Consider the following 26,906-nt stretch of genomic DNA (forward strand, 5'->3'; position numbering starts at 1 on the left):
CTGGTCATGCCGCTGATCGTGCTGTAGCAGGCACGAAATCTGCGCCCGGAACGAAGGGCATTGCGGCCGGGCCCATCCGGAAATAGTGTGCGACGGCGGCGATGGTGCGTTCGGTGGCTTTGCCGTCACCGTAGGGGTTGATTGCGGTCGCCATCTCCATGTAGGCATTCGGATCATCGAGCAGGCGTTCGACTTCGTGGACGATTTGGCCACGGTTGCGGCTGACCAGACGCGAACTGCCGGTCAGGATCGATTCGCTGCGTTCGGTGATTTCCCGTAGCACCAGGGTGGGTTTCCCCAAGGCGGGGCCTTCTTCTTCGGCTCCTGAGCTGTCTGAGAGGATCAGGTCGCTGCGCTGGAGCAGCTTGCAGAAACTCAAGTACGGAAGCGGGTCAACCATGTCCACGTTGGGAATCCCAGCCAGGGCAGGGACCATGACTTCACGGACTTTCGGGTTCAAGTGCAGCGGGACGACGATGCGCGCATCCTCCCGACGCCGGGCTATGTCGGCCAATGCTGCAGCGATCTCCCTCATCGGCCGGCCGTGGCTTTCACGCCGGTGGGTGGTGGACAAGATCACTTTGCGGGGATCATCGTCCAGATCCGCCAGGGCCGGTTCCCCGTACCCGCCAAGGTTGTTCATTCCCCATTGCAGCGCATCGACGATGGTGTTCCCGGTGACAACGATCGAATGTTCCCGGACTCCTTCGCGGATCAGGTTGGCACTGTTGCCCGGGGTCGGGGCCAGATGCAGGGCCGCGATCTGCGCCACGAGCTTCCGGTTCACTTCTTCAGGGAACGGCGAGTTGTTGTTGCCGCTCCGGAGACCGGCTTCGACGTGAATGATGGGGACGGAGCGGTGCAATGCTGCCAGTGCACCGGCGAGTGTGGTAGCCGTGTCTCCATGGACCATGACGGCATCCAGGCCTTCCATATGATCTCCGGCGCACAGCCCCTCAAGAATCCGGTGGGTCACTTGTGAGAGGGTCTGTTGTTCTTTCATGATGCGCAGTTCAACGTCAGGGGTGATGCCGAACTCCTCCAGCGTGCTGTCAAGCATTTCGCGGTGCTGGCCGGTGGAAATCAGGACCGGGCGGAACCTGGAGTCCTGGATCAGGGCGTGGATGATGGGGGCGAACTTCACAGCTTCGGGGCGTGTACCGAAGACGATTCCAATGGTTTTCATGGCTTCTCTCTTGAAAATGGGCGAAAAGGACCTGCCGGTTGTGACCGGCAGGTGTGGAACGGAGTGATTAGCTGAGGTGGTATTCCAAAGCGAGCCAGATACAGTCTGTGTCGGCCCGGTATTGGTGCCACGGGTAGACGAACGTACCCTCTCGTTCCAGACAGAACGGCACAGGGTTGGTGTTGCCGGGGCTCAACTGCTGGTCCTCATACAAGGTGGCATGCTCCGGTGACGTGAATTTCTGCATATGGCCGAGCCCGGCAATCTGGGTATGGACCTCAATGAAGTCATGCCGGTTGTGAATTCCGCAGTCTGTTCCTGCGGGGCTGAACCACAAGTTTGCCTTCACGGCGAACGACTTTTCTCCCGGTTCGAGACCGGGCTGGCGGAGCACAACGGCGGGATCCAGTTGGACTGTGCCGATGGTGTGCTGCGCCGAACGGAGAAGGACCGGATGTCCGGGTCGGCCACCATAAAAGTCGACCCAGCCGAGATCCCTGGCGATTTGTTCAGCGTTCGGGATCGTCTCCAGAGAGAGTACGGCGAGCAGAGCTCCCGTGATGGTGCCGCCGTAAAGGACAGTGGAGCTGAAGGTAGGCAATGCCGATGACTGTCCGTGACCTACCAACGCGTCGCTACTTGCGAGGTTCACTACGACGACTGGTCCTGCAACCTCGTATTGCTGCACGTCTCGCAGCACAAGAGCATGAGCCAGTTGGCTGCTAAAGGGCAGTTCTTCCAATAGGACAGTTTCCACAATTACCTCCAAGGTTCATCACTCAATCTTCGTGTGCTTACGGAGCGGCACAAAGAAGTGGGACGGTGCGAAACCTTCGATAGGCCACCACGCTGTCCCACTAGAGCAAGTATTGGCAGTGCCAGGCAAAGTTATCCACCCCCTGTCAGTGCTAGGCAGAACAGGGACAGGCGCGGGTCGGCTCTGGAGTGAAGGATGAAAGCATGACTTCAGATACTTCTGCACGGCCCGGGGCCGCGTACCGCCGCGAAAATCGGCCGAGTGTCCCCTGGACGGACATGTTTGTGCAGGGCGCGGACGGTAAGGACATCCGGGTGCGCGTTTATGAACCCGCAGCCCGCCCGTCCGTAACATTGGTCTGGGCCCACGGCGGCAGCTGGACCCGGGGTTCGATCGAAGGCTGGCACGAAGCGTGCGCCGCTTTGGCATCCCTTGGCACGGCTCGGATCGTCAGCGTGGGCTATCGGCTTGCACCCCGATGGCTGCACCCGACCGCCGTCATGGACATCGCTGCAGCAACCCTTTGGGCACAGAAGAACTACTCTCACTCAATCTTCATCGGCGGTGACAGCGCCGGTGGAACCCTGGCCGCTGGCGTCGCCCTCTGGTTCCGGGACAACGGGCTCGACCTAGACGGGCAAATCCTTGCCTACCCGCCGTTGGATCCCGAATGCACCGCAGACTCCTACAGGGAATCCAGATCTTTCCCGCCCCGTTCACTGCTGCTCGATGCGTGGGGCGAGTACGTCGGCTCGGACACGGAGCTTCGCGGACGGCTGTACCTTTCACCGCTGCACGCCGGCAAACTCTCCGGGCTCTGTCCGGTCTCGCTCATTGTTGGCTCCACTGACCCGGTGCGCGACGACGTCGAACATTTCGTGAAGCGTCTGGCAGCATCTTCGGTTCCTGTCGAACTGGAGATAAGCCCGGCTGTCGCTCACGGACACTTTCTGGACAGTTCACCGACGAACCCGGTTCACCGGTGGATCCACACCCGCTTGAGCAATCCGGACCAACCACCCGCTACGACAGATGGAGAAACGAAATGAGCACGATAACCAGCCCGGACGCTGCCTACACCAAGGCGTTGCTGCGGCACTTCTCCGACCTCCGCGACGGAACACACGGAGAAGCCGTAAGCCGACAGGACAAAGAAGACCTGTTCCGTGCCGCAGCTGACCTGTTGGAACCGTACGCACGCCAAGCCCTCAACGAAGTAAACGAGGTGCTCATGCTAGGTCAAGGAACTGTGGAATCATCCGGGATTGGCCGCTCGCCAGACACCGGCCTGATCTACTCCTGGACGCTCGGATGGGCCGAACAGCGCGCTGCTGGCATCCCTCCAATTACCATTCATGCCTACTACGGCCGTGGATTCCATCACCCACATCTGAGGGGCGGGACGGTCAAGGAATGGCCGTTGAATGTTTTCACCCCCGAACAAGCAGCGCAGGAGTTGCCCATCCTTCGAGCCATAGCCTCCGCCGAAATCCACAACCTCGTCTTCCTGTCCGACTTCACCATCGTGCCCTCATCCAAGCCCGGCACCACCACCTCGACACGATGAGACTCTCAATCCTGGACCAATCCCCCATCGCTACAGGCAAAAGCAAAGCCGAGGCACTGCGCGAAACCATCGCCTTGGCCCGCGCGGCCGAGGAAGAGGGCTACCACCGTTTCTGGCTCGCCGAACACCACGACTCCCCCGGCTTTGCCGGCACCACCCCTTCGCTGATGGCACTGGCCGTTTTGGAGGCAACCACCATGATCACCGTCGGCTCCGGCGGCGTCTTGCTGGGCCTGCACGAACCCTGGCAGGTTGCCGAAGCCTTCGAGATCCTTGCAGCCCTCCATCCCGGCCGGGTGAACCTCGGCGTCGGCCGAGCAGGGAGCGGTGGGACAGGCACCTTCAACGAAAAGGTCATCGAACTGCAAGCCCGTCTCGGCCTGGTGCCCGGAACGAGAGAGCGGGAGGACCTGGATATTTGGTTGCTGGGGGCCGGCACCGGCTCAGCGCCTCTTGCCGCCGCCACCGGATCAGGCTATGCCCACGCCCACTTCCTCAACACCGGAAGCGCCAGGACCGCACTTGCCCACTACCGGAAGAATTTTCAGGCCGGTACGGTGCGTCGCGAACCCGAAACCCTTCTCGCGGTCCGCGTCATTGCCGCCACCACCGACGCTCAGGCACATGAACTCGCGAACCCGGTCCGGCTCTGGAGGGCACGAAAAGACCTGGGCCGGGACGAACCCTTCCCGGTCAGCACCAACCCTGCGAACTGGTCCTCCGAGGAAATCCGCCGTAGTGAAAACACCGAAGCCCGTCTGATCGTGGGGGCCGCGGACGACATCGCACTCCAGCTCTCAGACCTGGCCGATGAACTGGACGTCGAAGAACTGATGATCAGTACCCCAGTGCCGCGACTGGTGGACCGCATCAACTCCAACCGACTCCTCGCCCGTGCCGTGGCCCGGCTGTTCCCGGCAGACGAGAGCGCCATCGCAGGAAAGGACAAACCAAAGAATGCATCCCCTCGTTTCAGCCATTCATGACCTTGCCAGGCACGACCCGGGCAAAGCTTCCCTTCGGTGGAAATGCAATGACTTCCCTTACGCAGCGGTAGACAGACAGATCAACACCCTCGCCCTAGCGATGCAGCTCAAAGGAGTACGGGCTGGTGAGATTGTTGCCTTCGAAGCCTCCTCTGGCCCGGATTCCGTCGTCTCAATGGCAGCGCTCTGGGCGCTCGGAGCCGCCGGGTTTCCAATCCGGTCAGTTGCTGGGGGACCTTTGCCCGCCCATGCGGTCCTTGCGGGGGCCACCGGATTTCTCCACCCCGAAGGCAATTACATCAAATCCGCCGCGCCCGGGCACGAACCACCTGTCCCCGCTTCATTGTGGCTGCACACCGGAATTGGAACCCGGGCGACAGTCGTAGACCACCATCACTTCAACGAGGTGCTGGAAGGGGCTGAAAAGAAGTTCAGCCTCTCATCCCGAACGGTGCTTGGACTAACAGACATCGCGCAGCCCGGCTCGATGCTCGACCTGTGGGCGGTTCTGGCCGCCGGCGGAACAGTCGACCTCCTCAACGACTACGAAACACTGCCAAGCGATTGTCTGCTGCAACACCTACGCGAGACAGGAGCGGACCTACTCATTGCCCATCCAGCACTTCCTGAACGGCTCAGCGACACCCCCGGTGCCGTGTTCACACAGTTCCGCGACGTAGTGGTTCTCGAAGGCTTCGACCTCCAATCCCGCACCACACTTGCGAACGCCTTCCCGTGCTCCATCTTCCACCTGTGGGACTCCTCAACCGATATTGAGGGCATGTCTGATGACTCACCCTCTGACTTTGTCGACGGTACTAACTACAAAATTAAGGACCCTCATGCGTAAAGCAGTTATTCCAGCGGCCGGTCTCGGAACACGATTCCTTCCAGCAACCAAAGCCATGCCGAAAGAAATGCTCCCTGTCGTGGACAAGCCCGCAATCCAGTACGTCGTAGAAGAAGCAGTCAGGGCAGGGCTGACCGACGTCGTTATGATCACCGGACGTAACAAACGTGCCCTGGAAGATCACTTCGACCGTGAGCCCTTCCTTGAACAAATCCTTGAGTCCAAGGGCGATCTTGCTAAGCTGGCCGCCGTCCAAGAATCCTCGTCACTGGTCGATCTGCACTACCTGCGCCAAGGCGACCCGAAAGGCCTAGGGCATGCCGTCCTGCGGGCCCGGGCTCATGTCGGCAATGAACCTTTCGCTGTACTCCTCGGGGATGACCTCATTGACGAGCAAGACAGTATCCTCGACGACATGGCCCGTGTCCAGGAGCTCACCGGCGGCTCGGTGGTGGCGCTGATGGAGGTCGAGCCGGAACAGATCAGTGTCTACGGTTGCGCCGATGTTGTCTCCAGCGAGGTTGACGGGTCTCTCAGGATCCGTGGCCTCGTTGAAAAACCCGAGCCCATCCATGCTCCCTCGAACCTCGCCATCATCGGCCGCTACGTCCTGCACCCGCGCATCTTTGATGTCCTGGATCAAACCCCGCCAGGGCGTGGAGGGGAAATTCAGCTAACGGATGCCCTGCAAACCCTGGCAGTCTCCGAAGGTGAGGGCTCCGGCGTGTACGGCGTGATCTTCAGAGGCCGCCGCTTCGACACCGGCGACAAGCTGAGCTACCTCAAAGCCGTGATGACGGTCGCCTTGGAACGCGGGGACACAGGCCCCGCGCTACGGGAATGGCTCGAAGAAGTAAGGACCCCGGCCCGACAGTCCGCAGATGCTTGACCAGTGACCGACAGAAGGACGGAAAGGCCCAGGCTAGTCGCCAAATGGACACGAACCCAGCAAGATACTAGGCACTTAGAGAAGTCAGCACGGCCAAAGCTACTTCTCCGAAGCAGTCGCCTGAACGCAGAATGGTCACACATGTCTTGTTGCCTCATTTAGAAACCCCCGCTAACCCTTGTGGTTCCACCGGGTGTTGACGGGTGGTTTGGCCGGCGGGATTTTCTTGGCCAGGGAAAGCTTTTCCAGCTCGCCGGCCAGGCGGAGGATCTCGCATTGAAGGTGGGCCGGTTTGATCCTTTTGAAAGCGGCGTTCATGGTGATAGCCGGCCGTTTGCGCATTGTTGGGTGTTTGATGGCGCGTTGGTGCGGGGTCGCTGGAACGTCGTAGCGGTTGATGACCTTGGCCCCGTAGCGCAGCTTGGAAACCAGTTCTTGCTGGGGCAGCAGGTAGTTCGTGAAGACCCGGTCCAGATCCCAAATCTCGTTGAGCGTGGCCAGCTCCGCCGGGGTGTCATAGCGCAGGTACCCGATCACTTCGCGGACCCTGGCCCAGTTCTTTTGCACCACATGGGGGCTATCATTTTTGTTGTACGGCCGAGACCGGGTGAACGTGATCTTGTGTTCTTCGCAATACCTGAAGAGGTGGTCGTTGATGAACTCACTTCCGTTGTCCGAGTCAATCCCGATGATCGGGAACGGAAATACGACCATCACCATCCGCAGGGTGTCAAGCCCCGGGTTTGGTGGAGGGTTTGTTAGACCCGTTCCATCGATTTGATGGCGGGCAGGTTTGCGTAGTAGTTGGTCTCTGCTTCCACGGGTGGGATGTATCCGATTTCTCCGTGGAGGCGCCGGTGGTCGTACCAGTCGACGTATTCAGCGACGGCTATTTCGAGGTCGTTGATGCCGGTCCCAACAACAGGAAGGGCGATCCCGGCCAGAAGCCCAGCCACACCCAATCGTGTGGCATCGCCCCGGTCCTCCGGGAACTGCTCCGGAATGCCCATGCACCCATTTCACCCCGCACGTTCGAGCCGCAAAATAGTTTCTAGAACAAACCTACCATTAATGGATCAGCACCCCGCCCGCACCCGCGATGCGGTGCCGCCGCATTGGGAGCGGCGGGCTACTCGAGGGGAAGTTCAAAAGCACCCTGCATGGCCTCAAGAACGGTCCATGCGACCGGCTGGGCAACCTTACGAAAATGAAAACAAGGGAGGGAAGACCAGTACGACAACAGCAGCCCAAACCCCGTAAACCGGCAAGTAGCTTGTCTGCCATCGTTCAACGACGGCAAACGGTCGCCTGCCGCGCAGGAAGGCGACAGCCAACCATGCAGCCCAGACCAGGTGGATCAGCAGCAGAATGTTCAACCCCAGCGCAGCAGTCCTGTTCGGACTGTATCCAAATTCGGCGATGCGGGTGAGCATTGCCGTCAACATCACGGCATTCACACCAAGCGCAGCGAGCACCAGGACCAGCTGCAGGCCATCAAACAAGCCGGGAGGGGCCAGCGAGTCGCGGGCGGAAATCGAATAGAGCAGCAGACAGAGAACCAACACAAGAATGGCATTCATAAGTATCAGCAGGTTGCGGTCCGCATCCACTAGGCCGCCAGCGGTTGCGAGAACAGGCAACAGCGCCAACAACATGGCAGCCGTCAAAGGCGTAAATACGCGGGTAAGGACGGGTGCAATATTTTCAACGACCTGCTGCTTGGCCTCAACAAGCCAACCCGCAACGACGACTGCGCCGGGCACCGCGAACGGGAGGATCCACTCCTCCATGACTGACTCGAAGTCGATGCCAATGATCTGCAGGGTGGCCAGCGTAAGCCCAATCAGGACTGCGCCGCCCAGCGCCAGGAGCGTGAAGTAAATGGCAAACTCTCCGGTAAACCGAACGAAGTCCATCCGCCGCCTGCCAGATCGCCAGCGCCCGCCGACATAGGCCACCCCCACCAGGAGCCACAGCACCACCACGGAGTGGAGTGCGGCAAGCATGGCTGTGGAGCCCCCGGGCACAAACGGGTACAGGTTGAGCGTGGCCGCCAAGACGACGACGGGGATCACGAGTGCCGCCACCACCCGGATGGACACTCGGCGCTTCCACGCAAAATAGCCCGCCAGGAAGGGGAGGGTGAGCAGCCCGACGTTGCGCGCGAGCGCCTCACCGTCGCCGATCAGCGCCAGGCCAACCTTGACAGCCACTCCCGCCCCGACGGCGAGCGCCAATACCACCGCCAGTTCGCGCCAGGGCGGCGCCCCAGCACCATCGGATCCGTCGGGCAGAAGGACCAACTGCTTCCACAGCCTGTCGGAGTGTTCCCGGGCAAACTCGCGGGACACGGCGTCCAGGTTGCCCAGGCGCTTAATGGCAACAAGGAATGCTTCCTCGTCATCGAGGCCACTTGCCTGCCGTTCGGCAATCTGCTCGCGCAGGTGGTCTTCGAGTTCGTCAACATCCACCGGGGAGATCGCCTGGTTGCGCTGGATATATCCGCGCCACCTGTCGATCTGCGCCTCAAGTTCGTCGTGCGAAACCTCCATCACGCCCAACCTTCCACCGCGGCAGGGAATCGTGGCGTATTTTGCCACACCTGTCGCAACGCGCCTGAGACGACCGCCCACTGTTGCTGTCGGTCGGCGAGCGCTTCCCTCCCAGCCTGCGTGATGGCGTAGTGCTTGCGCCGGCGCCCGGCGTCGGAAGTGCCCCAGGATGAGGACACGTAGCCGAGCCGCTCGAGGCGGTGAAGCAGGGGGTAGAGCATTCCGTCGGTCCACTGCATGCCACCGCCGGAGAGCTCACCGACCCTCTTGAGGATGGCATAGCCATACAGGTCCCCATCCATCAGGATGCCCAGCACCAGCGGGGTGGCGGAAGCCGCCACCAGGTCCTTGTCAATGCGCATGCCAACTCCCATACATAGAACTGAAGGGTATTAAACATAGCAGCTCTAGGTATGAAAGCAGAGAGTGGGCATAACTCTTTTGGGCCGGCAGGCAGGCAAGGGGCCGCCGCTGCAAGCCACCCCTGGAACCGGCCGGCCTGCATTGGCAGCCATCCAACCGTGGCCATGAAGCCTAAAACCATCGACATCGAAGTTCGGGGCCTTGAAGCTACGCCCCTTCTTCACCGAACCCGGCCTGACAGCCGCGGCCGGGGAGGGGCCAGGCACCGACCTGGTGCGTAAACTTGGGCCATGATCTTCATCGATCCGCCATTTTGGCCGGCGCACGGCACGGTGTTCTCGCACCTGATCTCCGACATCTCAGTCGAAGAGCTCCACTCCTTCGCTGCCGCCAACGGCGTGGCTGAACGCGCATTCGACCTGGATCACTACGACGTCCCGGCGCGGATCTACCAGGACCTCATTGACGCAGGGGCAACACCCATTACCGGCAAGGAACTGGCACGCACGCTGGTGGCGTCGGGCCTGCGCATCAAGGCCAAGTACCGGGTCAAGTCCGTGTCCAGCGTCCTCGAACGGCGCTGGAATGCACTCATGCCCGAGCATCCAAGGCTGGGCGCGGAACTGCTCGAACGATGGAACGAACCACACCGCCACTACCACTCCGCCACCCATCTGCTCGCAGTACTGGAAGCACTGGATGCCCTGACCGACCGCCAAACAACCCTGCCAGTGGCACTGGCAGCCTGGTTCCACGACGCCGTCTACAACGGCACAGCCGCAGACGAAGAAGACTCAGCCATTTTGGCACAAGTGCGCTTAAACAAACTTGTACCCCCAGACGAGTCCGACGAGGTCGCCCGCCTTGTGCGCCTGACCGCCACACACTCCCCCTCAGCCCGGGACGACGCCGGACACCTCCTTTGCGATGCCGACCTCGCCATCCTCGGCGGCGGGCCGGACGCATACTCCCGTTACACCGCCGGTATCCGGAAGGACTATGCCCACGTGTCGGAGCCAGACTTTGCCAAGGGAAGGGCCGCCGTCGTGCGTCAATTGCTGGCGCTGGAACCAATGTTCCACACGGCCAGGGGCAGGGAATTGTGGGCTGCCCGGTCGCGGGAGAATCTCAACCGGGAGCTCGAGTCGCTTCTGGCCGGTTTGACCTCAAGCTAACTGCAGCTAGTTTCATGGGGCTGACAGCGCGGCAAGCCCGCATCCCCCGGAAAGGCACTGCAACTATGAGAATTCTAAGCGCATCAATCACCGTCCACGACGTCGCGGAAGCAGCACGGTTCTACCGCAACATCCTCCTGCTGCCGGTCGAGGAATCCCCCAACGGGGCGGTGGTCACGATCGGCGCCAGCCGGCTGGTCATGAGCGCCGGCGAGAGGTTCGACGGCGCACATCACCTGGCGTTTGGCATCCCGCCGTCGGATTTTGGGCCGGCCCATGAATGGCTGGCGCAGCGCGTCCCCCTGCTCCGTTCAGGGGGCTCGGAGGTCATTCTCGGCTCGGACGAATGGAGCTCGAGATCGCTGTATTTCGAGGGCCCCGAAGGCATCATCCTGGAGCTCATCGCGCGCGACGCCGATGCTGCCGCAGCTTCCAGCGTCACCGCAGCGTCCGCTCGGTCCACCGCTTCAGGGACGGGCGGAAATCCGCGCATGCTGTCCATCAGCGAGGTGGGCATTGGCGTGGCCGATGTGCTGGGCGCCGTGGCGAAAGTGTCGCGCGAGCTGGCCATTCCCGTGTTTTACGACCTTTCCGGCACCTTTGCATCGATGGGCAGCCACGACGGACTGCTGATCCTTGTGCACGAGGACCGCATCTGGTTCCCCACAGCCTCATCGCGCCCGGCGCACGGGCCGCTGGCCGTCGAGATTGAATCGCCCGCGGGAAATGCCCGGCTGCAGCTGGGTGCGGAGGCATCGGTGGCCGGCGGGTAGATTCCGGCCGGACCATCGCGGCAGTTTCCCACGCTGCCGCCGGAACTTAGTTTATGGCACTGTTGCGCTACAAAGCGCAGTCGATTCATGGCCCGACCGTGCCATATAACGGCAGTGGCGGCCAGTAGGCTTTGGGCATGAGCCTCAACGACCTCAGAAACGCGCCGGAATTTGCCGGTCTTCCCATCTGCGAATTCGCGTTCCCCGGGCCGCTGCGCGACCAGCTGGTGGCGGCAGTCCTGGACGGCTCCAAGACGTCCACCACCGCCACGCTCATCGAGTTCGAGGTGGAGCAGGAAGAGCTGCCGCGCGCCGGCGAACGCGAAGTCGTGGTGGATTCCGGAGGCCGGGGCGTTGCCGTCATCGAAATGACGGAGGTCCGCTTCGCACGGCTGGCGGATGTCGACCTCCGCCATGCCATCGACGAGGGAGAAGGCTTCACCACTGTTGCCCAGTGGCGGTCCGGGCACGAGGAGTTCTGGCACTCCCCCGAAATGCGCGAAGCCATGAAGGACCCGGACTTTACGGTTGATGACAGCTCCATGCTGGTGCTGCAGCGATTTGTGGTCACGGCCCGGCTGCCGTAGCCGGCACCGCGCATCCGCCGTATGCTGGCGCCATGGAGACTACGGGGACCGTCCGCCTTTGGAATGACGAAGAAGGTTGGGGTGTCATTGACTCTGACGCAACACCGGGCGGCAGCTGGGCCCACTACTCGGACGTCGCCATTGCCGGCTAAAGGACACTGCAGCCCGGACAGGCAGTCTCCTTTGAGTGGGAGGCCGCGACCCAGGACGGCTTCCGCTTCCGCGCAACCAGGGCGTGGCCTGCCGGAACCAAACCAACAGCGGCCGCACCCCCAACGCACGGCGGGGACGCCTACAGTTCAGCACTGGAGATCACCTTCGACGACTGAGGGTTATCAGAAAACCCCAGCCGCCGCACCCGGATAACCTGAGTGCATGGCTTCGAAGAACACGCCCCGCGCACCCCGGCTCACACCTCTGGACCTGCATGACCTCGTGGACAACGAGGACGCCTTCTTCGGCCCCGGCGAAACATACGACGGCGAGCGCTTTGACCGCCCCGCCTTCGACGAAGCAAACCTGACCTCCACCGACTTCCTGGAGTGCGAACTCAACGGCCCCACCCTGAACGACGCCGAACTGCGCGGCGTGCGCTTCCGCGGCACCGCCATCAACGACAGCTTCGCCCCGATCATGAAAGGTCCGCGCACCAGCTGGCGGGACACGGAAATCACCTCTCCGCGCTGGGGTTCGGCTGAACTGTACGACAGCAGCTGGCAGTCGGTCCGGATCGACGGCGGCAAAATCGACTTCCTGAACCTGCGAGCCTCCAAGATCATCGACCTGCAGATCAGCGATTGCATCATCGGCGAGCTGGACCTCGGCGGGGCCAACGTCACCCGGCTGGCATTGAAGAACTGCCGCATCGGAACCCTGGATTTCCAGCAGGCCACCTTGAAGGATGTGGACCTGCGCAGCACGGACTTCCGCACGCTCAACGGTGTGGGATCCATGGCCGGCGTGGTGGTTGACGACTACCAGCTGGGCCTGCTGGCACCCATTCTTGCCGCACACCTGGGCATCACCGTCGCCTGAGCGCACCGGCCGGCCGGCACCCTGCGGAAGGCAGCCCGCCCACCCAGGCGGCTGGGGCCGGAAGGCAGCAACCCAAGCCAGGCCCCGCCGTCGTGCGTGCCAGCAGCCGGCCAAGACCGCCCTGCAAGCCGCACAAACCCGCCAGCTAGCCAACCAGCGAGACGCCCAGCGCCGCGGCGATTCCGAATCCGGTGCCCCAGATAATGATGGAGATGACCTGCCACAGGATCACGGCGTTCTTCGGCGCCCCGAAGGAGACCATGGCGGCGGAGGTGATCTGGCTCGGCAGGATGGCCTGGCCGCCCAGGCTGACGCCGGCGACGCCATATTTGTCGAACGCGCGGCGCAGCTTGGCCCGGCGCGGGGTGAGTTCCTTCGGCGCCCTGCCGGCGGTGGCCTTCGCCCGGACGCCGTGGGCGCCGAGCACGAAGATCAGCATGGAGATGATGTTGCCCGCTACGGCCGCCGCAATGGCCACCACCGGCCCCAGCCCAATCAGCACGCCAATGACCGAGCCAAAGTAGGACTCCACGAACGGGATGGCGGCCACCAGCATCACGCCCAGCCACTGGAGGGCCCCGGGGAGGGTGGCGGCGAACTGCTGCAGGGATTCAATCATGACGGCTGCTTTCATCGGTGGAAACGTTGATGGTTCAATCCTTTCCCGCCCCCGCGCCCGCGCCCAGTGCCGCCGCGTCACCACTTCCCCGGGCACTTTTGCACGGCCCGGCCATGACAAATGTCATTGGCCTAAACTGAAGCGCATGCCCACCCCTGAGATCCCGCAGCCGCACGCCGCCCTGGGCCGCAATGTGCGCACCACCTGGACGTACACGCTGGGATCCATTGTGTTCATCCTCATTGTCCTGGACGCCACGCTGCTCAGCATTGCCGTGGAGTCCTTCAATGCCATGCACGACGCCGTTTCCGGCCTTTTGATTCTTTTCCTCCTCGCCGCCGTGGCCACCCAGGTGCGCTACGCGTGGTTCCTCCGGGTGGGGCTGGGCGGCGGGCTTCCGGCGGTCGGGTGGACCCTGGCGCTGCTGGTGCCGGCTGCTGCAGTGTGGGTGCTGGGGCTGTTCCTGCCATCCGGTGCACTGGTGTGGACGGTTCCCGTGTGGCTGGGGGTGTGCCTCCTGGCGTGCCTGCTGCCCAGACGGCCGCGATGGGCGGTGCTGGGTGCCGGTCTGGCGTCGGCCCTGCTTTTCGCCTTGCTGTACGGGGTGGTTCACGGCGCGTCGGTCCTGGTGCCGGACAACCCCGGCACGCTCATGCTGGTGGTGTATGCGGCGGGCATGCCGCCGATGCTGCTGAGCGCCCTGTGGTTCTGGCGGGTGGTGGTGGAGCTGGACCGGAGCCGGCTGCTGGGCGTCGAACTGGCCGTGGCGCAGGAGAGGCTGCGTTTTGCCGCGGACCTTCACGACATCCAGGGCCACCACCTGCAGGTGATCGCGCTGAAGTCCGAGCTCGCGGAGCGGCTGCTTCCCGTCAATCCAGACGCGGCGCTGGCCAACATCCGCGAAACGAGGCTCATTGCCAAGCAGGCGCTGGAGGAAACCCGGACGCTGGTGTCGGGGTACCGGGAGACGTCGCTGGGCGACGAGCTGGAGAATGCCCGCGAGGTGCTTGCTGCCGCCGGTGCCGACTGCGAGCTGGTGCTTGGGTCGGTTCCCGCCGACCCTGCCACCCACAAGGCACTGGCCATGACGGTGCGTGAGGCCACCACCAACATCCTGCGGCACAGCGATGCCACAGCCGCCGCCATCACGCTGGCCGCCGCACCCGGGGCGCCCGGATCACCAGGGGCAACCGTGCTGACCATCAGCAACAACGGGGTGCAGTCGCCTCATTCCGGCAGCGGCACCGGGCTGCTGGGGCTGCGCGAACGCATCGAAGCTTTGGGCGGAACCCTTGAAACCACATTGGACAACGGCCGCTTTGAACTGCAGGCCCGGGTCCCCGGCAGCCCCATTCCCCAGTAAGGAACACCATCATGACTGAGCCTGCACAGGCCCGCCGCATCCGGCTGCTGATTGCCGACGACGAACATCTCATCCGGGGTGCCCTGGAGGCGCTCCTGGGGCTCGAACCTGACATCGAGGTGGTGGCCAGCGCGGACAACGGCGTGACCGCGGCTGAACTGGCCGCCGCCACCCAACCGGACATCTGCCTGCTGGATTTGGAAATGCCGCAGGCCGACGGCCTCGAGGCGGCCGCGAAGATCCTTGCCACCGTGAACACGCGGGTCATCATCGTCACCCGCCACGCGCGGCCCGGTGTGCTGCGGCGCGCGCTGGCGTCGAAGGTCTCCGGTTTCGTGCCGAAGTCCACGCCGGCCCAGGAGCTGGCGCACGTGATCCGCGACGTGGCGGCCGGCAAGCGCTACATCGATCCGGACATCGCCGCTGCCGCCTTGACGGCCGAGCGCTGCCCGCTCACGGACCGTGAACTGGACGCCCTGCGCGTCAGCCGTTCCACCACCAGCGTCGCGCAGATAGCGCAGGCCATGCACCTGGCGCCCGGCACAGTCCGCAACTACCTCTCCTCCGCCATGATGAAACTCAACGCCGCCTCACGCCACGAGGCCGCCGACAGGGCGTGGCAGCAGGGCTGGATCTAGGCGGAGGGCCGCCCAAACCTTCACCCGGCCACCTGCACGAGGCGCTGGAACCTTGCCTGCCCTGAAGGACTGCCAGCGAACTGCCAGCCGGGCCCCCCTTGCCCCGCCCGCACATTTGCAGGAGCATTTTCATGAATCCACCCGCCAGAAACCCTCCCTCACGGAGCGGCCCGGCATCCACGCGGAAGCAGGAACACCATGAAGACCATGAAATTGGGCAGCCAGGGGCTCGAAGTCTCCGTCGAGGGCCTCGGCGCCATGGGCATGAGCGCGTTTTACGGACAACGGGACGACGCCGAATCCTCCGCCACGCTCAACCGCGCCCTTGACCTTGGGGTCACCTTGATCGACACCGCCGAAATCTACGGGCCGTTCCTCAACGAGCAGCTCATCGCGAAGGCGATCGGGCACCGCCGTGGCGAATACTCGCTCGCCACAAAGTTTGGCAGCGAGGTCACCGACGACGGCGAACGCGGCCCCGTGAACGGAAGCCCGGCTTACGCGCGCAAGGCCCTGGAACGATCCCTGCGCAACCTGCAGACCGAGACGGTGGACCTCTACTACCTGCACCGCGTGGACCCCGGCACTCCCATCGAGGAGACAGTGGGCGCCATGGCCGAGTTCGTCAAGGAAGGCAAAGTTCGTTACCTGGGCCTGTCCGAAGCCGCTCCTGAAACAATCCGCCGCGCCCACGCAGTCCACCCGGTCACCGCCCTGCAGACCGAATATTCCATCTTCGAGCGCGAACCCGAGGGCAACGGTGTCCTGGAGACCGTCCGTGGGCTTGGCATCGGCTATGTCGCGTATTCACCGCTGGGTCGGGGTTTCCTGACCGGCAAGATCAGCACCCCGGATGACCTCCCGGAGGGCGACTGGCGCCGCACCATGCCCCGCTTCACACCCGAAAACCTCGCTGCAAACCTGCAGCTGGTGGACCGGATCAAGGACCTGGCCGCGGCCAAGGGCGTCACGGCCGGCCAACTGGCCTTGGCATGGGTGCTGGCCCAGGGTGTGTGCGCCATCCCCGGCACCAAGCGCCGCACCTACCTGGAGGAAAACATTGCGGCCGCCGGAATCGAGCTGACCGCCGCTGACCTCGAAGCCCTGAACACCGCCGCCCCCGCGGGAACCACCGCCGGCACAAGGTACGACGAAGCCGGGCTGAAGTCGTTGTACAAGTAGGCGGACCCTGGATGCGGCCGGGCATCCGGCTAAACTTACACAGGTGATGACACGTCCTACCTCTTCTGTCCATGTACTTGCCCGACGCGGAGTCGCCGACCACCGCCAGTACCGCATCCCGGCCCTGGCCGTGTCCACGCAAGGCACCATCCTGGCCGCCTACGACGGGCGCCCCAACCTGGACGACCTGCCCAACCCCATTGACCTGCTCCTGCGCCGCAGCACAGACAACGGCGCCACCTGGGGCCCGCAGCAGACCGTCCGCACCGGCACCGGCCTGGACGGCTACGGCGACCCCTCACTCCTGGTCGACACCCACACTGGTCGCATCTTCATGTTCCATGCTGCCGGCACGCACGCCGGATTCTTCGAGGCCGTCCCCGGCCTGGCTGACGAAGACGCCATCCAGCACGCCGACCTCAGCTTCTCCGACGACGACGGCGCCACCTGGTCCCACCGCCGCCTCACAGCCATGCTCAAAACAGAAGGTGTCACGGGGCTGTTCGCCGCCGCAGGCGCCGGAATCCAAATCCACACGGGCCCGTTCGCCGGCCGCCTCGTCCAGCAGTTCGTGCTGCTCCACGACGGCGAGATCAAGGCCGCCAGCGCCTACAGCGACGACCACGGCGAGAGCTGGACCTTGGGCGCGTTCATCCCCGGCGCCAACGAAAACAAGGTCGTCTGCCTGGCGGACGGCAGCCTGCTCATGCACTCGCGCGCCACCCCGCACCGCCTCACGGCGAACTCATCCGACGGCGGCCAGACCTGGTCGCCCGCGCAGCCGCACATGGAGCTGCCCGACCCCAGCGACAACGGCTCCGTCGCCCGCTTCGACGGCCTGCCGAACGTCACCGCACTGGCCACCCCGGAAACCGACAACTGGCTCATCGCCACCCACAACCACGACCCCCTCCTGCGCCGCAACACCCTCCTGAAGCTTTCGCAGGACAACGGCGCCAGCTGGCCCTTCGCCGTCGTGCTCTGCGGCGGCAGCTCGCAGTATTCAACTGCCGCCCGCCTGCCCGACGGCCGCATCGGCGTCCTGTACGAGCGCCAGGGCTACCGGGACATCGTGTTTGCCGCCCTCGATCCGCAGGAACTGTTCGCCTCCCCCGCCGCTTCCCTGACGCACGACGCCGGAACCTCCTTCGCGGGCGGCGTCGCCTTCGATGTGGTGTTGCGTTCCATAACGCCCGGCCGGCCCGCCGTGTGGGAAAGCGTGGGCGAGAGCTTTGTGCTCACCCAGACCGACGGCGACTGGGACCCCGCGGCATGGAAGGAAGTGGGCCAGGGCTACTCCGAGGACGCCCCGCAGGTGCTTTCCAACAGGGAGTCCCAGGACCTGAACTACGGCGCGGTGGTGCCCGGGTACAAGGCCGGCGACGTGCTGGCCTTTGCCGGGCGCATCGAGAACCGCGGCGGCGAGCCCGTGCGGGCCGGGGTGTTGCAGGGCGGCGAATCAACGGAACTGCCAGGTGCCGCGCATGCCGGCACGGTGGAACTGCTGGCCCTGGAACTGCTGGCTCCGGGCACGGTGCGCGGATTCAATGCGAACTACACCGTGACGGAGGCGGATGTTGCTGCAGGCCGGGCGTCGGTGGAATTCAGCCTGCTCATGGGCGAGAAGGAAGGTTCCAAACGGGCGGCAGATGCTGGCGAACCTGCCGGCGGCGCGCGCCGGCTGTTCAGCTTCGACACGGCAACGGGTGACATCACCGAATCCTGACGCCATCGCACCATTGGCCGGTTTCTTCAAGACCCTGTCGCACCATTGGCCGGTTTCTTCAAGACCCTGTCGCACCATGGGCCGGGTGCGGTGCTCCGGACAGCAGGGGTTTGAGCCGGAGATCCCCAAGAACTTGCCATTGCTGCGACAGCGTCCGGGAGAAAGCCGCCAATGCTGCGACAGCGTCAGTTGGGGGACGGGGGTTGCTTGTCCCCAAAATCCTCCAGGGCCTTGGCGATGGACTGGTTGGCGTCGGCTGCCTTGTGCACCGCGCGCAGCGTTTCCGCCGTGACGTTGAAACCGGCCACGCGCGCCTGGAGCTGGGTCAGTGCGGCGATCAGCATGGTTTCCTGCTCGGCGAGGGCGTCACGCTGGGAGACCAGGTCGGCCAGCTGCCCCTCCATGATGAGATGCCGGCCCATGGCTGTTTGGACCGACTCCTCATCTCCATCGTCCCGGGACTTTTCCGCCAGTGCCGCCAGGGCATCCAGCGCCTTTTGGAGGTCGGCGGCCTGCAGGTCCAGCCGCTGGCGGCTCACGGAAACATCGGCAACGCCGCGGCGCATCTTTTGCACCGCGGCCTGCTGCTTCAGCTGCGCATCAGCCAGGGTGAGCTGGCCGTCCCGGGAGGCTCCGCCGTCGAGCTTCCCTGCACTCCTGCCGGCACCGAAGAACGCGGCGATCCGGGCGAACAGGCTCATGGGGGCCTACTGGTCGTTGCCGAGGTCGGTGTAGGTCTTGGACCAGTTCTTGAGCATGGTGGCCTCGATTTCGAGGGAGCGCGTGAGGTCCTGCAGGTCGGAGTCTCCCGCAGGGGCGGCGGCGCTGGCCAGGGCCTTGCGCACGCCGGTGGCGGTCTGCGTGATCTGCTCCACCTGGCCGGCAAGGTTCTTGGCGTAGACACCCTGGATGGCCAGATCCGGCTCCTGCTGGGCGACCAGAAGCTGGTGTTCCATGACGGTGCCGGCCTGCTCCAGCGTGGCGAAGATTGAGGGCAGCTTGCCGGTGTATTGGCCGGTTCCCTCGGCAACGTCCAGGGAACGGCGGGTGGCTTCCAGGGATTCCTGCAGCGACACGCGTTGCCGGAGGATCTCGCCGACGGGGCCGGACGTGGATTCGGCCCGCACCTTCAGGGCGCTGCGCTTGGCGGACTCGTACTTGGGCTTGCCCTTCTTGACCAGGCCCAGGACGCCGCGGGACAGCATGACGCCCCCGGTGACGATGGCAACCACAACCAGGGCGATGACCACCAGTATGACAATGAAAACGACGGTCCAAAGGTCCATGGGTGATAGCTTTCCTGCCGTTGCGAACTAATGCCGATGCAGTTCAGCCTAGCACCGGAAACTCCGCGTTTTTCGGCTCCGGCGGGCGGTTTCAGGGTTAAGGCAGGGGCATCCCTGAGGTGTTTGTCGGCGGCGCAGGGCAGAATGTAAAAATGAAGACAATCTTAAACATCATCTGGCTGCTGTTTGGCGGCCTGTGGCTGGCTCTGGGTTACGTCCTGGCCGGAATCCTGTGCTGCATCCTCATCATCACGATCCCGTGGGGCATCGCCTCGTTCCGCATTGCCGGCTACGCATTGTGGCCGTTTGGGCGCACCGTCATTGAAAAGCCGGGCGGCTCGGGCGTGGCCAGCGTCCTGGGCAATGTCATTTGGATCCTGGTGGCCGGGATTTGGATTGTCATCGGGCACATCACCACCGCCATTGCCATGGCGATCACCATCATCGGCATCCCGCTGGCCATCGCCAACCTGAAGATGATCCCGGTTTCCCTCATGCCCCTGGGCAAGGAGATTGTCTCCACCAACCAGCCCTTCGTTTCCACGTACAGGTGACGGACGCGCACCGCGGCATGGTCCCGGCACCGCAGGCTCCGGCCCCGGCTCCCCGGGCCGCCCTCGCATCGGGCACCCAGCAATGCCGCGTAAGCTTGAGCCATGCGCAATAAGACCGATTGGCTTGACATCCTCGTCAACTTCGCCAGCTTTGCCGCCATGATCATGGTTCTGACATTCGTCCGCGTCGGCCTGCCCCTGAAGATCGTGCTGGCCTTCGCCGTTTCCCTGGCCATTTCCGGCGGCTGGTCGTACTACAAGCGCAAGCTCCGCCGCCGGCCCAGCGACCTCAAGCGCCTGCACGTTTACAGCGAGAAGAACGCGGACGAGCAGTAGTGCAGATCATCCGCCACGCCCCGCTGAAGGACGTCCAGTGGCCCTGCGGCACGGCCCGCCACATCGCCGCCGGCCCCGATGCCGCAAATTGGGACTGGCGCGTGAGCATGGCAAGCCTGGCCAAGGCCGGCCCGCTCACACCCATGCCGGGGAAGGACCGGATCCTCATCGTGGCCGAGGGTGAACTGATCGCCCTGGCCGTCGACGGCGCCGAACAGGCCCTGGAAAAATTCCGGCCCTTCCGCTTCTCCGGCGACGCCGACACCACCGCAACGCTGCCCACCGGCGCCCTGAAGTGCCTGAGCCTGACCACCCGGCGCGGCGCGTTTAAGGGGTTCGCGGCCATCATTGAGCTTTCCAAGAAGCGTCCGCACCCAGTCTTTGCGGACCAGTTCGCCGTGCTGCTGCAGGGTTCCGCCACGGTTTCCCCGGCATTGGCGGACGACGGCGGGGCCTCCTCGGGCGGCTCCGGCACCGATGCGCCGGGAACCCAGGCCACGGTCCCCGAGGTGCTGGGCAAGTTCGACACTGTTGTTGGCGCCGACGACGCGCCGGAAATTTCCGGCCGCGGCTTCCTTGCAGTGTTGAGCATCGACCCCGCCTGACCGCCCGCACCACCCACTGGCCGCACCTGTTTGAGAGGTCCCGTGCAAACCCTTAACTACACCGAAGTCGACGTCTTCTCCGACGAGCCGTACCGGGGGAACGCCCTGGCGGTGGTCCACGGGGCCGACAGCCTGTCCACGGAGCAGATGCAGCAGTTCGCGAACTGGACCAACCTGTCCGAGACCACTTTTCTGTTGGCACCCACCGTGCCGGAAGCCGACTACCGCGTCCGCATTTTCACGGCAAGCGAAGAGTTCCCGTTTGCCGGGCATCCAACGCTGGGCTCGGCGAAGGCCTGGCTCGACGCCGGCGGCACGGTGCGTCCAGACGGAACGGTGGTGCAGGAATGCGCCGCCGGTCTGGTCCGGATCCGTGTTTCGGGGGAACTGCTGGCGTTTGAGGCGCCGCCGCTGACGCGCTATGAAGCCGTGGCCGCAGATGTCGTGGACCGGATTGCCCGCGTGTTGGAGGTTCCCCGGAATCACATCCTGGATGCTTCATGGCTGGTCAACGGGCCCCGCTGGATCGGCGTGCGCCTGGCATCGGCGGAGGCTGTGCTGGCGCTGCGTCCGGACCCGGCGGCGCTGGGCAACCTGGAAATCGGCGTCGTGGGCCCCTGTCCCGCCGGCGCGCAGACCCAGTTTGAAGTGCGGGCCTTCTGCGGCGGGGACGCCGTGTGGGAGGACCCCGTGACCGGGAGCCTGAACGCCGGCCTCGCCCGATGGCTTGTGGGCACGGGCATCGCTCCCCCGCAATACGTCGCCTCCCAGGGCACCGTGTTGGGCCGCCTGGGCCGGGTGCACATCAAGGCGGACGACGGCGCCATCTGGGTGGGCGGGCATGTAACCCCGTGCGTGGCGGGCACGGTGCGGCTCTAGCCTGGGCTGCCGGCCGCTGCCGGCCCGGGTTTTGGACCTGGTCACGCCGGCACGACGTCAGAAATGCTGCGGTTCGCGCTCCCATTCAACCCGCACATTGACCCCGCCCACCGAGGTGTGTTCAATATGCGTCTTGATGTCGCCCGGCTTGGCACCCATGTCGGCGATCTTTTGCCGGTAGCCCTGGACCAGGACCTCAAGGCTCTCCTCGGTCCACTCCCCGGGGCGCAACTTGGTTGAAATCTCCACATCGTTGGCACTCATGACAACTACTCCCACTCCACAAGATCCGTTGCTGATCATTAAAAGGTAGGACCCCGGCGGCGGTCAGGCAAGGGAAACGGGCACCAATTCGTCAGTCCCGGCGCCTACCCCAGAAGGCGCCGCTCATAGGCGAAGGCGACCAGTTGCAGACGGGTGCGCAGGCCAAACTTGTCCAGCACGCTGCGCAGGTGCGTCTTGACCGTGGCCTCGGAGACGAACAGGCTGCCGGCGATCTCGGCATTGGCCAGCCCCTTGGCCGCCAGCAGGAAGATGTCACGTTCACGAGGCGACAGTGGTGCCAGGATGGAGAGGTCGGGAACCTCCTGCGGATACGTCCTGGCGGCATGCAGGAACAGGTCCTGAACGGATCCGGGCGCAATGACGGAATAGCCTGCATGAACCGTGCGGATGGCCGAGAGCAGGAATTCAGGCTCCGCACTTTTGAGCAAATATCCGCTGGCCCCGGCCCGGACCGCTTCCACCACGGCCTGGTCTCGGTTGAAGGTGGTCAGTGCGATGATGCGCGGTTTGTCGATGCCCGCAGCTGCCGCCGCTTCGGAAATGCTGCGGGTGGCGGCAACGCCATCCATTACCGGCATGCGCACATCCATGAGCATGATGTCCGGTTGAGCGCTGGCAGCCAGGGCCACCGCTTCCTCGCCATTGGAAGCCTCCCCGGCAAACACCATGTCCTTCTGGCTCTCGACCATCATGCGGATGCCTGCACGGAATAGGTCCTGGTCGTCAACGAGCGCCACGGAGATGGCGGAACCAGGGTTACCCACTGTGACTACTTCCCGCCGCGGCAGGCTCCAACGCGCCCTGCAGCAGTGCCAGCCCAGTGCCGGGGGCGCGGCCTGCAGTGTCCGTGGCACCGCCGTCGGACGAGCTCTGGGTCAACCCATAAGGGAGGAAAACCGTTACACGGAAATGCTTGCCGTCCATGCCGGCGCTCATCCATCCGCCCGCCATGTGGGCACGTTCGCGCATGCCTGCGATGCCGCGCCCCTGTCGGGGAACCCCCGGTTGCGTGGGCGGGGATTCCGGCAGGTCCGAGGAAATGTGCAGTGTCAGGCCCGGGCCGCTCCAGTCAAAATGCACCGCGACAGCATTGCCGCGGCCACCGTGCCTGAGCGCATTGGTGAGACATTCCTGAACGATCCGGAACACGGCAACCTGCGCACCTGCGGTCAGGTCAACCGGGATTCCGGACTCACTGCGAGTGATCTTCAGGCTGCTCTGCTGCATCCGCTCGATCAACGGTTGGACGTCACTGAGATTTGGCTGGGGTGCGGCCGTGCTGCCGGTGCCCACACCTTCAATGACCCGCTGGGCGTCCACCAGCGCGTTCCTGGCCGCTCGGGAAATGTTCTCCAGTGCCGTGGCAACGTGACCGGGCTGGTCTTCGCTGAGGTAGCGGGCACCGTCGGCCTGCGCGGCAATGACCGCCAGGGAGTGCGCCAGGACGTCATGGAGATCCCGGGAGATTCGGGTCCTCTCCTGTTCAACCACCAGGTCGGCTTCCGCCCGCGCCAAGGTTTCCTCCACCAAGGTGCGGTCTTGGAACAAGCCCAAACGCTCCTCATACAGCGAAAGCGTGCGTCCCGCCGCAGCAAAACCTGTCCCGATCAGGAGCAGGAGCGCCAGAAGCTGCCAACCGTACATTCGCAGCATGGCAAAGTCCCCCATGTTGTTGAAGTACCAGCCAACACCGCCACCGTACCGCCACGACAGCATGAGAACGGTCATGAGCGCCGCAAAGATGGCGTTGCAGGCCACCGAGACAACGCGTTCACGGCGGTCACCGGTCCACTGGATAAAGGCCATTGCCATGAATGAACCAAGATACATCGGCCAATAATTGGACTCCATGGGTGGTATCACGCCCAGCAACTGCCCCACCAGGAGAGCGCCGACAAGGCCCAGCGATACGTACGGCTGCCACGTGGCCACGGCGATTGCGCACGCCACCAGGAACAGCGGCCAGAGGCCGGCCCACTGAAGCAGGTCAGGCCACGGACCCATGCGACCGGCTTCGCCAACCATCCACAGGACCACGAATACCACGGCGGCGAGCGGGGCACCCCAAGTTCGCAGCACCTTCATCAAATTTTCCATGCCTGCAACACTAGCCATGCCCAATGGATGTGACGCCGGGTTTGGGGCTTCCCGGGCCGAGTTCCACCCAAAAGCCAGAAGGTTCAGCCTTTGGGCCAGCCGCGGGCAGGCGTTCGGCCGGCAGGTGCCGCGGCGGCGCGAGGCGCGCACCGCCGTCGCGCATCAGCATGTTAAACAAAAATGCCCGCAAGGAACGGCGGCAGTCCCCGAAAATTCGTGGACATCCGCCGTTCCATGCGGGTCAGTTTTGGCAGGGTCTAGCGGCCGCGGCGCTGGTTTGAGGCCGGGGCCGAGGCGCGGCGTGATCCGCCGGAACGGGCCGGGCGGGACTGGCCGCCGCCGTTGGCGTTGTAGCTGCCGCCGGAGGTGCCGCCGGTGTTCGAGGACCAGACGGCGCCGGAGCCGCTGCGTGAGCCGGCACCTTCCGACGATCCTTCGCGGGAGCCGCCCTGGCGGGTGCGGCGGCCGCGTGCCACGTCGCCGTCGCGGGCCGGGCGGCCCTCGCCGGAACGTGCAGGACGGCCGGGACCGCCTGCACGCGGGGCCTGCGCGATGCCCTCGCGGCGCTCGGAACGGTTGCCCGCCGAGCCTTCGCGTGAACCGCCTTCGGAAGCGACGCGTCCACGTCCGCCGCGGCCGCCACGGCCGCCGGCTGTGGGGGCTGCGCCGGAGCGGGCGCGCTTGCGCTGGGCGTTGGCGCCGGTGGAGGTGCCGCCACCTTCAGCCGGGCGCTTGGCTGCGAGCAGTGCTGCCCGGGTGCGCGGGTCAACCTTGTCTGCAATCTCACCGACGAGGTCGGCGATCAGGGGTGAGGACGTGGTGACGCGCTCGAAGTTCACGTTGACGCCGGCGGCGCGCATGAGCTTCTTGACGTCGCCCTGCTGCTCGGGGAGCGTCAGGGTGACCACAACACCGTCGGAGCCGGCACGGGCCGTACGGCCTGAGCGGTGCAGGTATGCCTTGTGCTCTGTCGGCGGGTCAACGTGGATGACCAGCTCGATGTCGTCAACGTGCACGCCGCGGGCGGCAACGTCGGTGGCGACCAGGACGCGCACGTCGCCGGAAGCGAACTCGGCCAGGTTCCGGTCGCGGGCGTTCTGCGACAGGTTGCCGTGCAGGTCGACGGCGGGGATGCCGGCGTCGGTCAGGGTCTTGGCCAGCTTGCGGGCGTGGTGCTTGGTGCGCATGAACAGGATGCGGCGGCCGGCACCGGAGGCCAGCTCGGTGATGACCTGCTTCTTCACGGTCTGGTCGTTGACCACCAGGACGTGGTGCTCCATGGTGGATACCGCGGCCTTGGGCTCGTCCACCGAGTGGGTGAGCTGGTTGGAGAGGTAGCGCTGGACGATCTTGTCCACGCCGTTGTCCAGGGTTGCGGAGAACAGCATGCGCTGCCCCTGCGTGGGTGTGGTGTCCAGCAGGCGCTTGACCACGGGCAGGAAGCCGAGGTCAGCCATGTGGTCGGCCTCGTCCAGGACGGTGATCTCAACGCTTTCCAGCGACACAATGCGCTGCTTCATGAGGTCTTCGAGGCGGCCGGGGCAGGCGATGACAATGTCGACGCCGGCGCGCAGCGCCTTTTCCTGGCGGGCCTGTGAGACACCGCCGTAGATGACGGTGGTGTTCAGGCCCATGGCCTTGGCGAGGGGCTCAATTGTGTTGTTCAGCTGGGTCGCCAGCTCGCGCGTCGGGGCAAGAACCAGTCCCATGGGGCGGCCGGGCTTGCGGAAGTACGGTGCTTCGCGCTCGGCCAGGCGGGCCACGAGCGGGATGGCGAAGGCAATGGTCTTGCCCGAGCCGGTGCGGCCGCGGCCCAGCACGTCGCGGCCTGCCAATGTGTCCGGCAGGGTCTTGACCTGGATGGGGAATGCTTCCTCAATGCCGTTTCCGGCGAGCGAAGCAACAATTTCCTTGGGCGCACCAAGGGCAGCAAAAGTCGTCATGTAAAGAGAAAATCTTTCGTAAGGCGGTTCAACGTCCCACGGGCAGTTTTGACCGCGGGTTCGCCGATTCAATGCCAGAGCCAGTCAACCGCGAGCGCCAAAGGGCAATTTCAGTGCGGGACAAGATGCATGCGTTCATCGACGCAGAATGCGCAGGATGCACATTAAGTAAGGCAATTCTAACAGCCTTACGACGCCGGACCCCTCCTTGGTGCCGCATCTCACCATCCGCTCCGGGTCGCCGGGGCGGATGGCACAGCCGGGGCGGGCAGGAAAAGTGCCGACAGCTGGGCAAAACCCGGCCGACAGGTCGGGGCAGGGCACGGCGACGGTGGGCAACGCACGGCCGGCGTGATTCACTCTTCGAGCCAGCAGGCTATGCGTGCAGCTCGTGCTTCGATGTTGAAACAGCAGCACCTGCGATCGCCCAACTTCAAACAGCGGCTCTTGCGGCAATCCCAGCGGCAAACCAGCGATTTCATCGCGATTTTCATCGCAGGTGCTGCAGTTTCAACTGCGGCAGTCGCATGTACTGCGGTTTCAACCGTGGAAATCGCAAGAGCTGCTGTTTCAACGCACCTGTCCACCCCGAAATCGTGTCATCTGCCGACTCAGCGGGAGCAAGCCCAATCGGCGCTTCCCGGGGCCCGTCCGAACCCCGGTACCCTTAATG

At 64.3% G+C, this 26,906-nt stretch carries 30 protein-coding genes; 17 read left to right on the forward strand and 13 right to left on the reverse strand.

Annotated features, from left to right (window positions below; translation table 11 throughout):
* Positions 1-4 precede the first annotated feature (4 nt).
* Both wecB and JOF48_RS06245 read right to left on the reverse strand, forming a co-directional pair.
* Positions 5-1,186 carry a non-hydrolyzing UDP-N-acetylglucosamine 2-epimerase gene (gene wecB, locus JOF48_RS06240; RefSeq protein ID WP_209678512.1) on the reverse strand — a complete coding sequence of 394 codons (1,182 nt, stop codon included), beginning with the start codon at positions 1,184-1,186 and terminating at the stop codon, positions 5-7.
* A gap of 67 nt (positions 1,187-1,253) precedes the next feature.
* Entirely contained in the window at positions 1,254-1,928 is a 675-nt protein-coding gene (locus tag JOF48_RS06245) for a hypothetical protein (protein WP_209678514.1), read from the reverse strand.
* Between the two features lie 218 nt (positions 1,929-2,146).
* Between JOF48_RS06245 and JOF48_RS06250 the strand changes: the two genes are divergently transcribed.
* The 5 genes from JOF48_RS06250 to galU are packed head-to-tail and all read left to right on the forward strand — an operon-like array spanning position 2,147 to position 6,235.
* Entirely contained in the window at positions 2,147-2,992 is an 846-nt protein-coding gene (locus JOF48_RS06250; RefSeq protein ID WP_209678516.1) for an alpha/beta hydrolase, read from the forward strand.
* Positions 2,989-3,510 carry a hypothetical protein gene (locus JOF48_RS06255; protein WP_209678518.1) on the forward strand — a complete coding sequence of 174 codons (522 nt, stop codon included), beginning with the start codon at positions 2,989-2,991 and terminating at the stop codon, positions 3,508-3,510. The genes JOF48_RS06250 and JOF48_RS06255 overlap by 4 nt, the downstream gene beginning before the upstream one ends.
* Entirely contained in the window at positions 3,507-4,496 is a 990-nt protein-coding gene (locus JOF48_RS06260; RefSeq protein ID WP_209678521.1) for an MsnO8 family LLM class oxidoreductase, read from the forward strand. The genes JOF48_RS06255 and JOF48_RS06260 overlap by 4 nt, the downstream gene beginning before the upstream one ends.
* On the forward strand, positions 4,468-5,346 hold the full coding sequence (locus tag JOF48_RS06265) for a hypothetical protein (protein WP_209678524.1): 879 nt from the start codon (positions 4,468-4,470) through the stop codon (positions 5,344-5,346). Before JOF48_RS06260 ends, JOF48_RS06265 begins: the two co-directional genes overlap by 29 nt.
* A complete protein-coding gene (gene galU, locus JOF48_RS06270; RefSeq protein ID WP_209678527.1) occupies positions 5,339-6,235 on the forward strand; it encodes a UTP--glucose-1-phosphate uridylyltransferase GalU in 897 nt (298 codons plus the stop codon). Before JOF48_RS06265 ends, galU begins: the two co-directional genes overlap by 8 nt.
* Positions 6,236-6,406: 171 nt before the next feature.
* Here the strand turns inward: galU and JOF48_RS06275 are convergent, their stop codons facing one another.
* The 4 genes from JOF48_RS06275 to JOF48_RS06290 all read right to left on the reverse strand — a co-directional run bounded on the left by JOF48_RS06275 (position 6,407) and on the right by JOF48_RS06290 (position 9,149).
* A complete protein-coding gene (locus tag JOF48_RS06275) occupies positions 6,407-6,955 on the reverse strand; it encodes a hypothetical protein (protein WP_209678530.1) in 549 nt (182 codons plus the stop codon).
* Positions 6,956-6,993: 38 nt separating this feature from the next.
* A complete protein-coding gene (locus JOF48_RS06280) occupies positions 6,994-7,245 on the reverse strand; it encodes a hypothetical protein (RefSeq protein ID WP_209678533.1) in 252 nt (83 codons plus the stop codon).
* 189 nt (positions 7,246-7,434) lie between these two features.
* Positions 7,435-8,787, reverse strand: coding sequence for a permease prefix domain 1-containing protein (locus JOF48_RS06285; protein WP_245346424.1), 1,353 nt, complete (start codon positions 8,785-8,787; stop codon positions 7,435-7,437).
* Complete coding sequence (locus JOF48_RS06290) at positions 8,787-9,149, reverse strand: PadR family transcriptional regulator (protein WP_209678539.1); 363 nt, start codon at positions 9,147-9,149, stop codon at positions 8,787-8,789. The genes JOF48_RS06285 and JOF48_RS06290 overlap by 1 nt, the downstream gene beginning before the upstream one ends.
* A gap of 291 nt (positions 9,150-9,440) precedes the next feature.
* Between JOF48_RS06290 and JOF48_RS06295 the strand changes: the two genes are divergently transcribed.
* The 4 genes from JOF48_RS06295 to JOF48_RS06310 all read left to right on the forward strand — a co-directional run bounded on the left by JOF48_RS06295 (position 9,441) and on the right by JOF48_RS06310 (position 12,720).
* Entirely contained in the window at positions 9,441-10,325 is an 885-nt protein-coding gene (locus JOF48_RS06295) for a DUF4031 domain-containing protein (RefSeq protein ID WP_209678542.1), read from the forward strand.
* 65 nt (positions 10,326-10,390) lie between these two features.
* On the forward strand, positions 10,391-11,098 hold the full coding sequence (locus JOF48_RS06300; protein WP_209678545.1) for a VOC family protein: 708 nt from the start codon (positions 10,391-10,393) through the stop codon (positions 11,096-11,098).
* A 137-nt stretch (positions 11,099-11,235) separates the two neighbouring features.
* Positions 11,236-11,685 (forward strand): ASCH domain-containing protein, encoded by a 450-nt coding sequence (locus tag JOF48_RS06305; protein ID WP_209678547.1) that lies wholly within the window; start codon positions 11,236-11,238, stop codon positions 11,683-11,685.
* 375 nt (positions 11,686-12,060) lie between these two features.
* Positions 12,061-12,720, forward strand: a complete 660-nt coding sequence (locus JOF48_RS06310; protein WP_209678550.1) for a pentapeptide repeat-containing protein — start codon at positions 12,061-12,063, stop codon at positions 12,718-12,720.
* 145 nt (positions 12,721-12,865) lie between these two features.
* Here JOF48_RS06310 and JOF48_RS06315 read toward each other — a convergent pair whose 3' ends face one another.
* Positions 12,866-13,339, reverse strand: coding sequence for a hypothetical protein (locus tag JOF48_RS06315; RefSeq protein ID WP_209678553.1), 474 nt, complete (start codon positions 13,337-13,339; stop codon positions 12,866-12,868).
* 145 nt (positions 13,340-13,484) lie between these two features.
* Here JOF48_RS06315 and JOF48_RS06320 point away from each other — a divergent pair, with 145 nt between their 5' ends.
* From JOF48_RS06320 to JOF48_RS06335, 4 genes are all read left to right on the forward strand, one after another.
* On the forward strand, positions 13,485-14,702 hold the full coding sequence (locus JOF48_RS06320; protein ID WP_209678556.1) for a sensor histidine kinase: 1,218 nt from the start codon (positions 13,485-13,487) through the stop codon (positions 14,700-14,702).
* Positions 14,703-14,713: 11 nt separating this feature from the next.
* On the forward strand, positions 14,714-15,340 hold the full coding sequence (locus JOF48_RS06325) for a response regulator transcription factor (RefSeq protein WP_209678559.1): 627 nt from the start codon (positions 14,714-14,716) through the stop codon (positions 15,338-15,340).
* 198 nt (positions 15,341-15,538) lie between these two features.
* The gene (locus tag JOF48_RS06330; RefSeq protein ID WP_209678562.1) at positions 15,539-16,522 is read left to right on the forward strand and encodes an aldo/keto reductase; all 984 of its coding nucleotides are present in this window, start codon (positions 15,539-15,541) and stop codon (positions 16,520-16,522) included.
* 46 nt (positions 16,523-16,568) lie between these two features.
* A complete protein-coding gene (locus JOF48_RS06335; RefSeq protein WP_209684216.1) occupies positions 16,569-18,248 on the forward strand; it encodes a sialidase family protein in 1,680 nt (559 codons plus the stop codon).
* Between the two features lie 185 nt (positions 18,249-18,433).
* Here JOF48_RS06335 and JOF48_RS06340 read toward each other — a convergent pair whose 3' ends face one another.
* Both JOF48_RS06340 and JOF48_RS06345 read right to left on the reverse strand, forming a co-directional pair.
* Positions 18,434-18,949, reverse strand: a complete 516-nt coding sequence (locus tag JOF48_RS06340; RefSeq protein WP_209678565.1) for a PspA/IM30 family protein — start codon at positions 18,947-18,949, stop codon at positions 18,434-18,436.
* 6 nt (positions 18,950-18,955) lie between these two features.
* Positions 18,956-19,534, reverse strand: coding sequence for a hypothetical protein (locus JOF48_RS06345; RefSeq protein WP_209678568.1), 579 nt, complete (start codon positions 19,532-19,534; stop codon positions 18,956-18,958).
* Positions 19,535-19,686: 152 nt separating this feature from the next.
* Here JOF48_RS06345 and JOF48_RS06350 point away from each other — a divergent pair, with 152 nt between their 5' ends.
* The 4 genes from JOF48_RS06350 to JOF48_RS06365 all read left to right on the forward strand — a co-directional run bounded on the left by JOF48_RS06350 (position 19,687) and on the right by JOF48_RS06365 (position 21,908).
* Positions 19,687-20,088 (forward strand): YccF domain-containing protein, encoded by a 402-nt coding sequence (locus JOF48_RS06350; protein WP_209678571.1) that lies wholly within the window; start codon positions 19,687-19,689, stop codon positions 20,086-20,088.
* A 102-nt stretch (positions 20,089-20,190) separates the two neighbouring features.
* Positions 20,191-20,424 carry a hypothetical protein gene (locus tag JOF48_RS06355; protein ID WP_209678574.1) on the forward strand — a complete coding sequence of 78 codons (234 nt, stop codon included), beginning with the start codon at positions 20,191-20,193 and terminating at the stop codon, positions 20,422-20,424.
* Positions 20,424-21,029 carry a HutD/Ves family protein gene (locus JOF48_RS06360; RefSeq protein ID WP_209678577.1) on the forward strand — a complete coding sequence of 202 codons (606 nt, stop codon included), beginning with the start codon at positions 20,424-20,426 and terminating at the stop codon, positions 21,027-21,029. Before JOF48_RS06355 ends, JOF48_RS06360 begins: the two co-directional genes overlap by 1 nt.
* 42 nt (positions 21,030-21,071) lie before the next feature.
* Entirely contained in the window at positions 21,072-21,908 is an 837-nt protein-coding gene (locus tag JOF48_RS06365) for a PhzF family phenazine biosynthesis protein (protein ID WP_209678580.1), read from the forward strand.
* Between the two features lie 57 nt (positions 21,909-21,965).
* On the opposite strand, the gene JOF48_RS06370 is transcribed toward JOF48_RS06365, so the two are convergent.
* The 4 genes from JOF48_RS06370 to JOF48_RS06385 all read right to left on the reverse strand — a co-directional run bounded on the left by JOF48_RS06370 (position 21,966) and on the right by JOF48_RS06385 (position 26,233).
* The gene (locus JOF48_RS06370; protein ID WP_209678582.1) at positions 21,966-22,172 is read right to left on the reverse strand and encodes a hypothetical protein; all 207 of its coding nucleotides are present in this window, start codon (positions 22,170-22,172) and stop codon (positions 21,966-21,968) included.
* Between the two features lie 104 nt (positions 22,173-22,276).
* On the reverse strand, positions 22,277-22,957 hold the full coding sequence (locus JOF48_RS06375; RefSeq protein WP_209678585.1) for a response regulator: 681 nt from the start codon (positions 22,955-22,957) through the stop codon (positions 22,277-22,279).
* A complete protein-coding gene (locus JOF48_RS06380; RefSeq protein WP_245346426.1) occupies positions 22,950-24,290 on the reverse strand; it encodes a sensor histidine kinase in 1,341 nt (446 codons plus the stop codon). Before JOF48_RS06380 ends, JOF48_RS06375 begins: the two co-directional genes overlap by 8 nt.
* A 257-nt stretch (positions 24,291-24,547) precedes the next feature.
* Complete coding sequence (locus JOF48_RS06385; RefSeq protein ID WP_209678589.1) at positions 24,548-26,233, reverse strand: DEAD/DEAH box helicase; 1,686 nt, start codon at positions 26,231-26,233, stop codon at positions 24,548-24,550.
* Positions 26,234-26,906: the final 673 nt, after the last annotated feature.

This window comes from Arthrobacter stackebrandtii (assembly GCF_017876675.1).
Lineage (GTDB): Bacteria > Actinomycetota > Actinomycetes > Actinomycetales > Micrococcaceae > Specibacter > Specibacter stackebrandtii.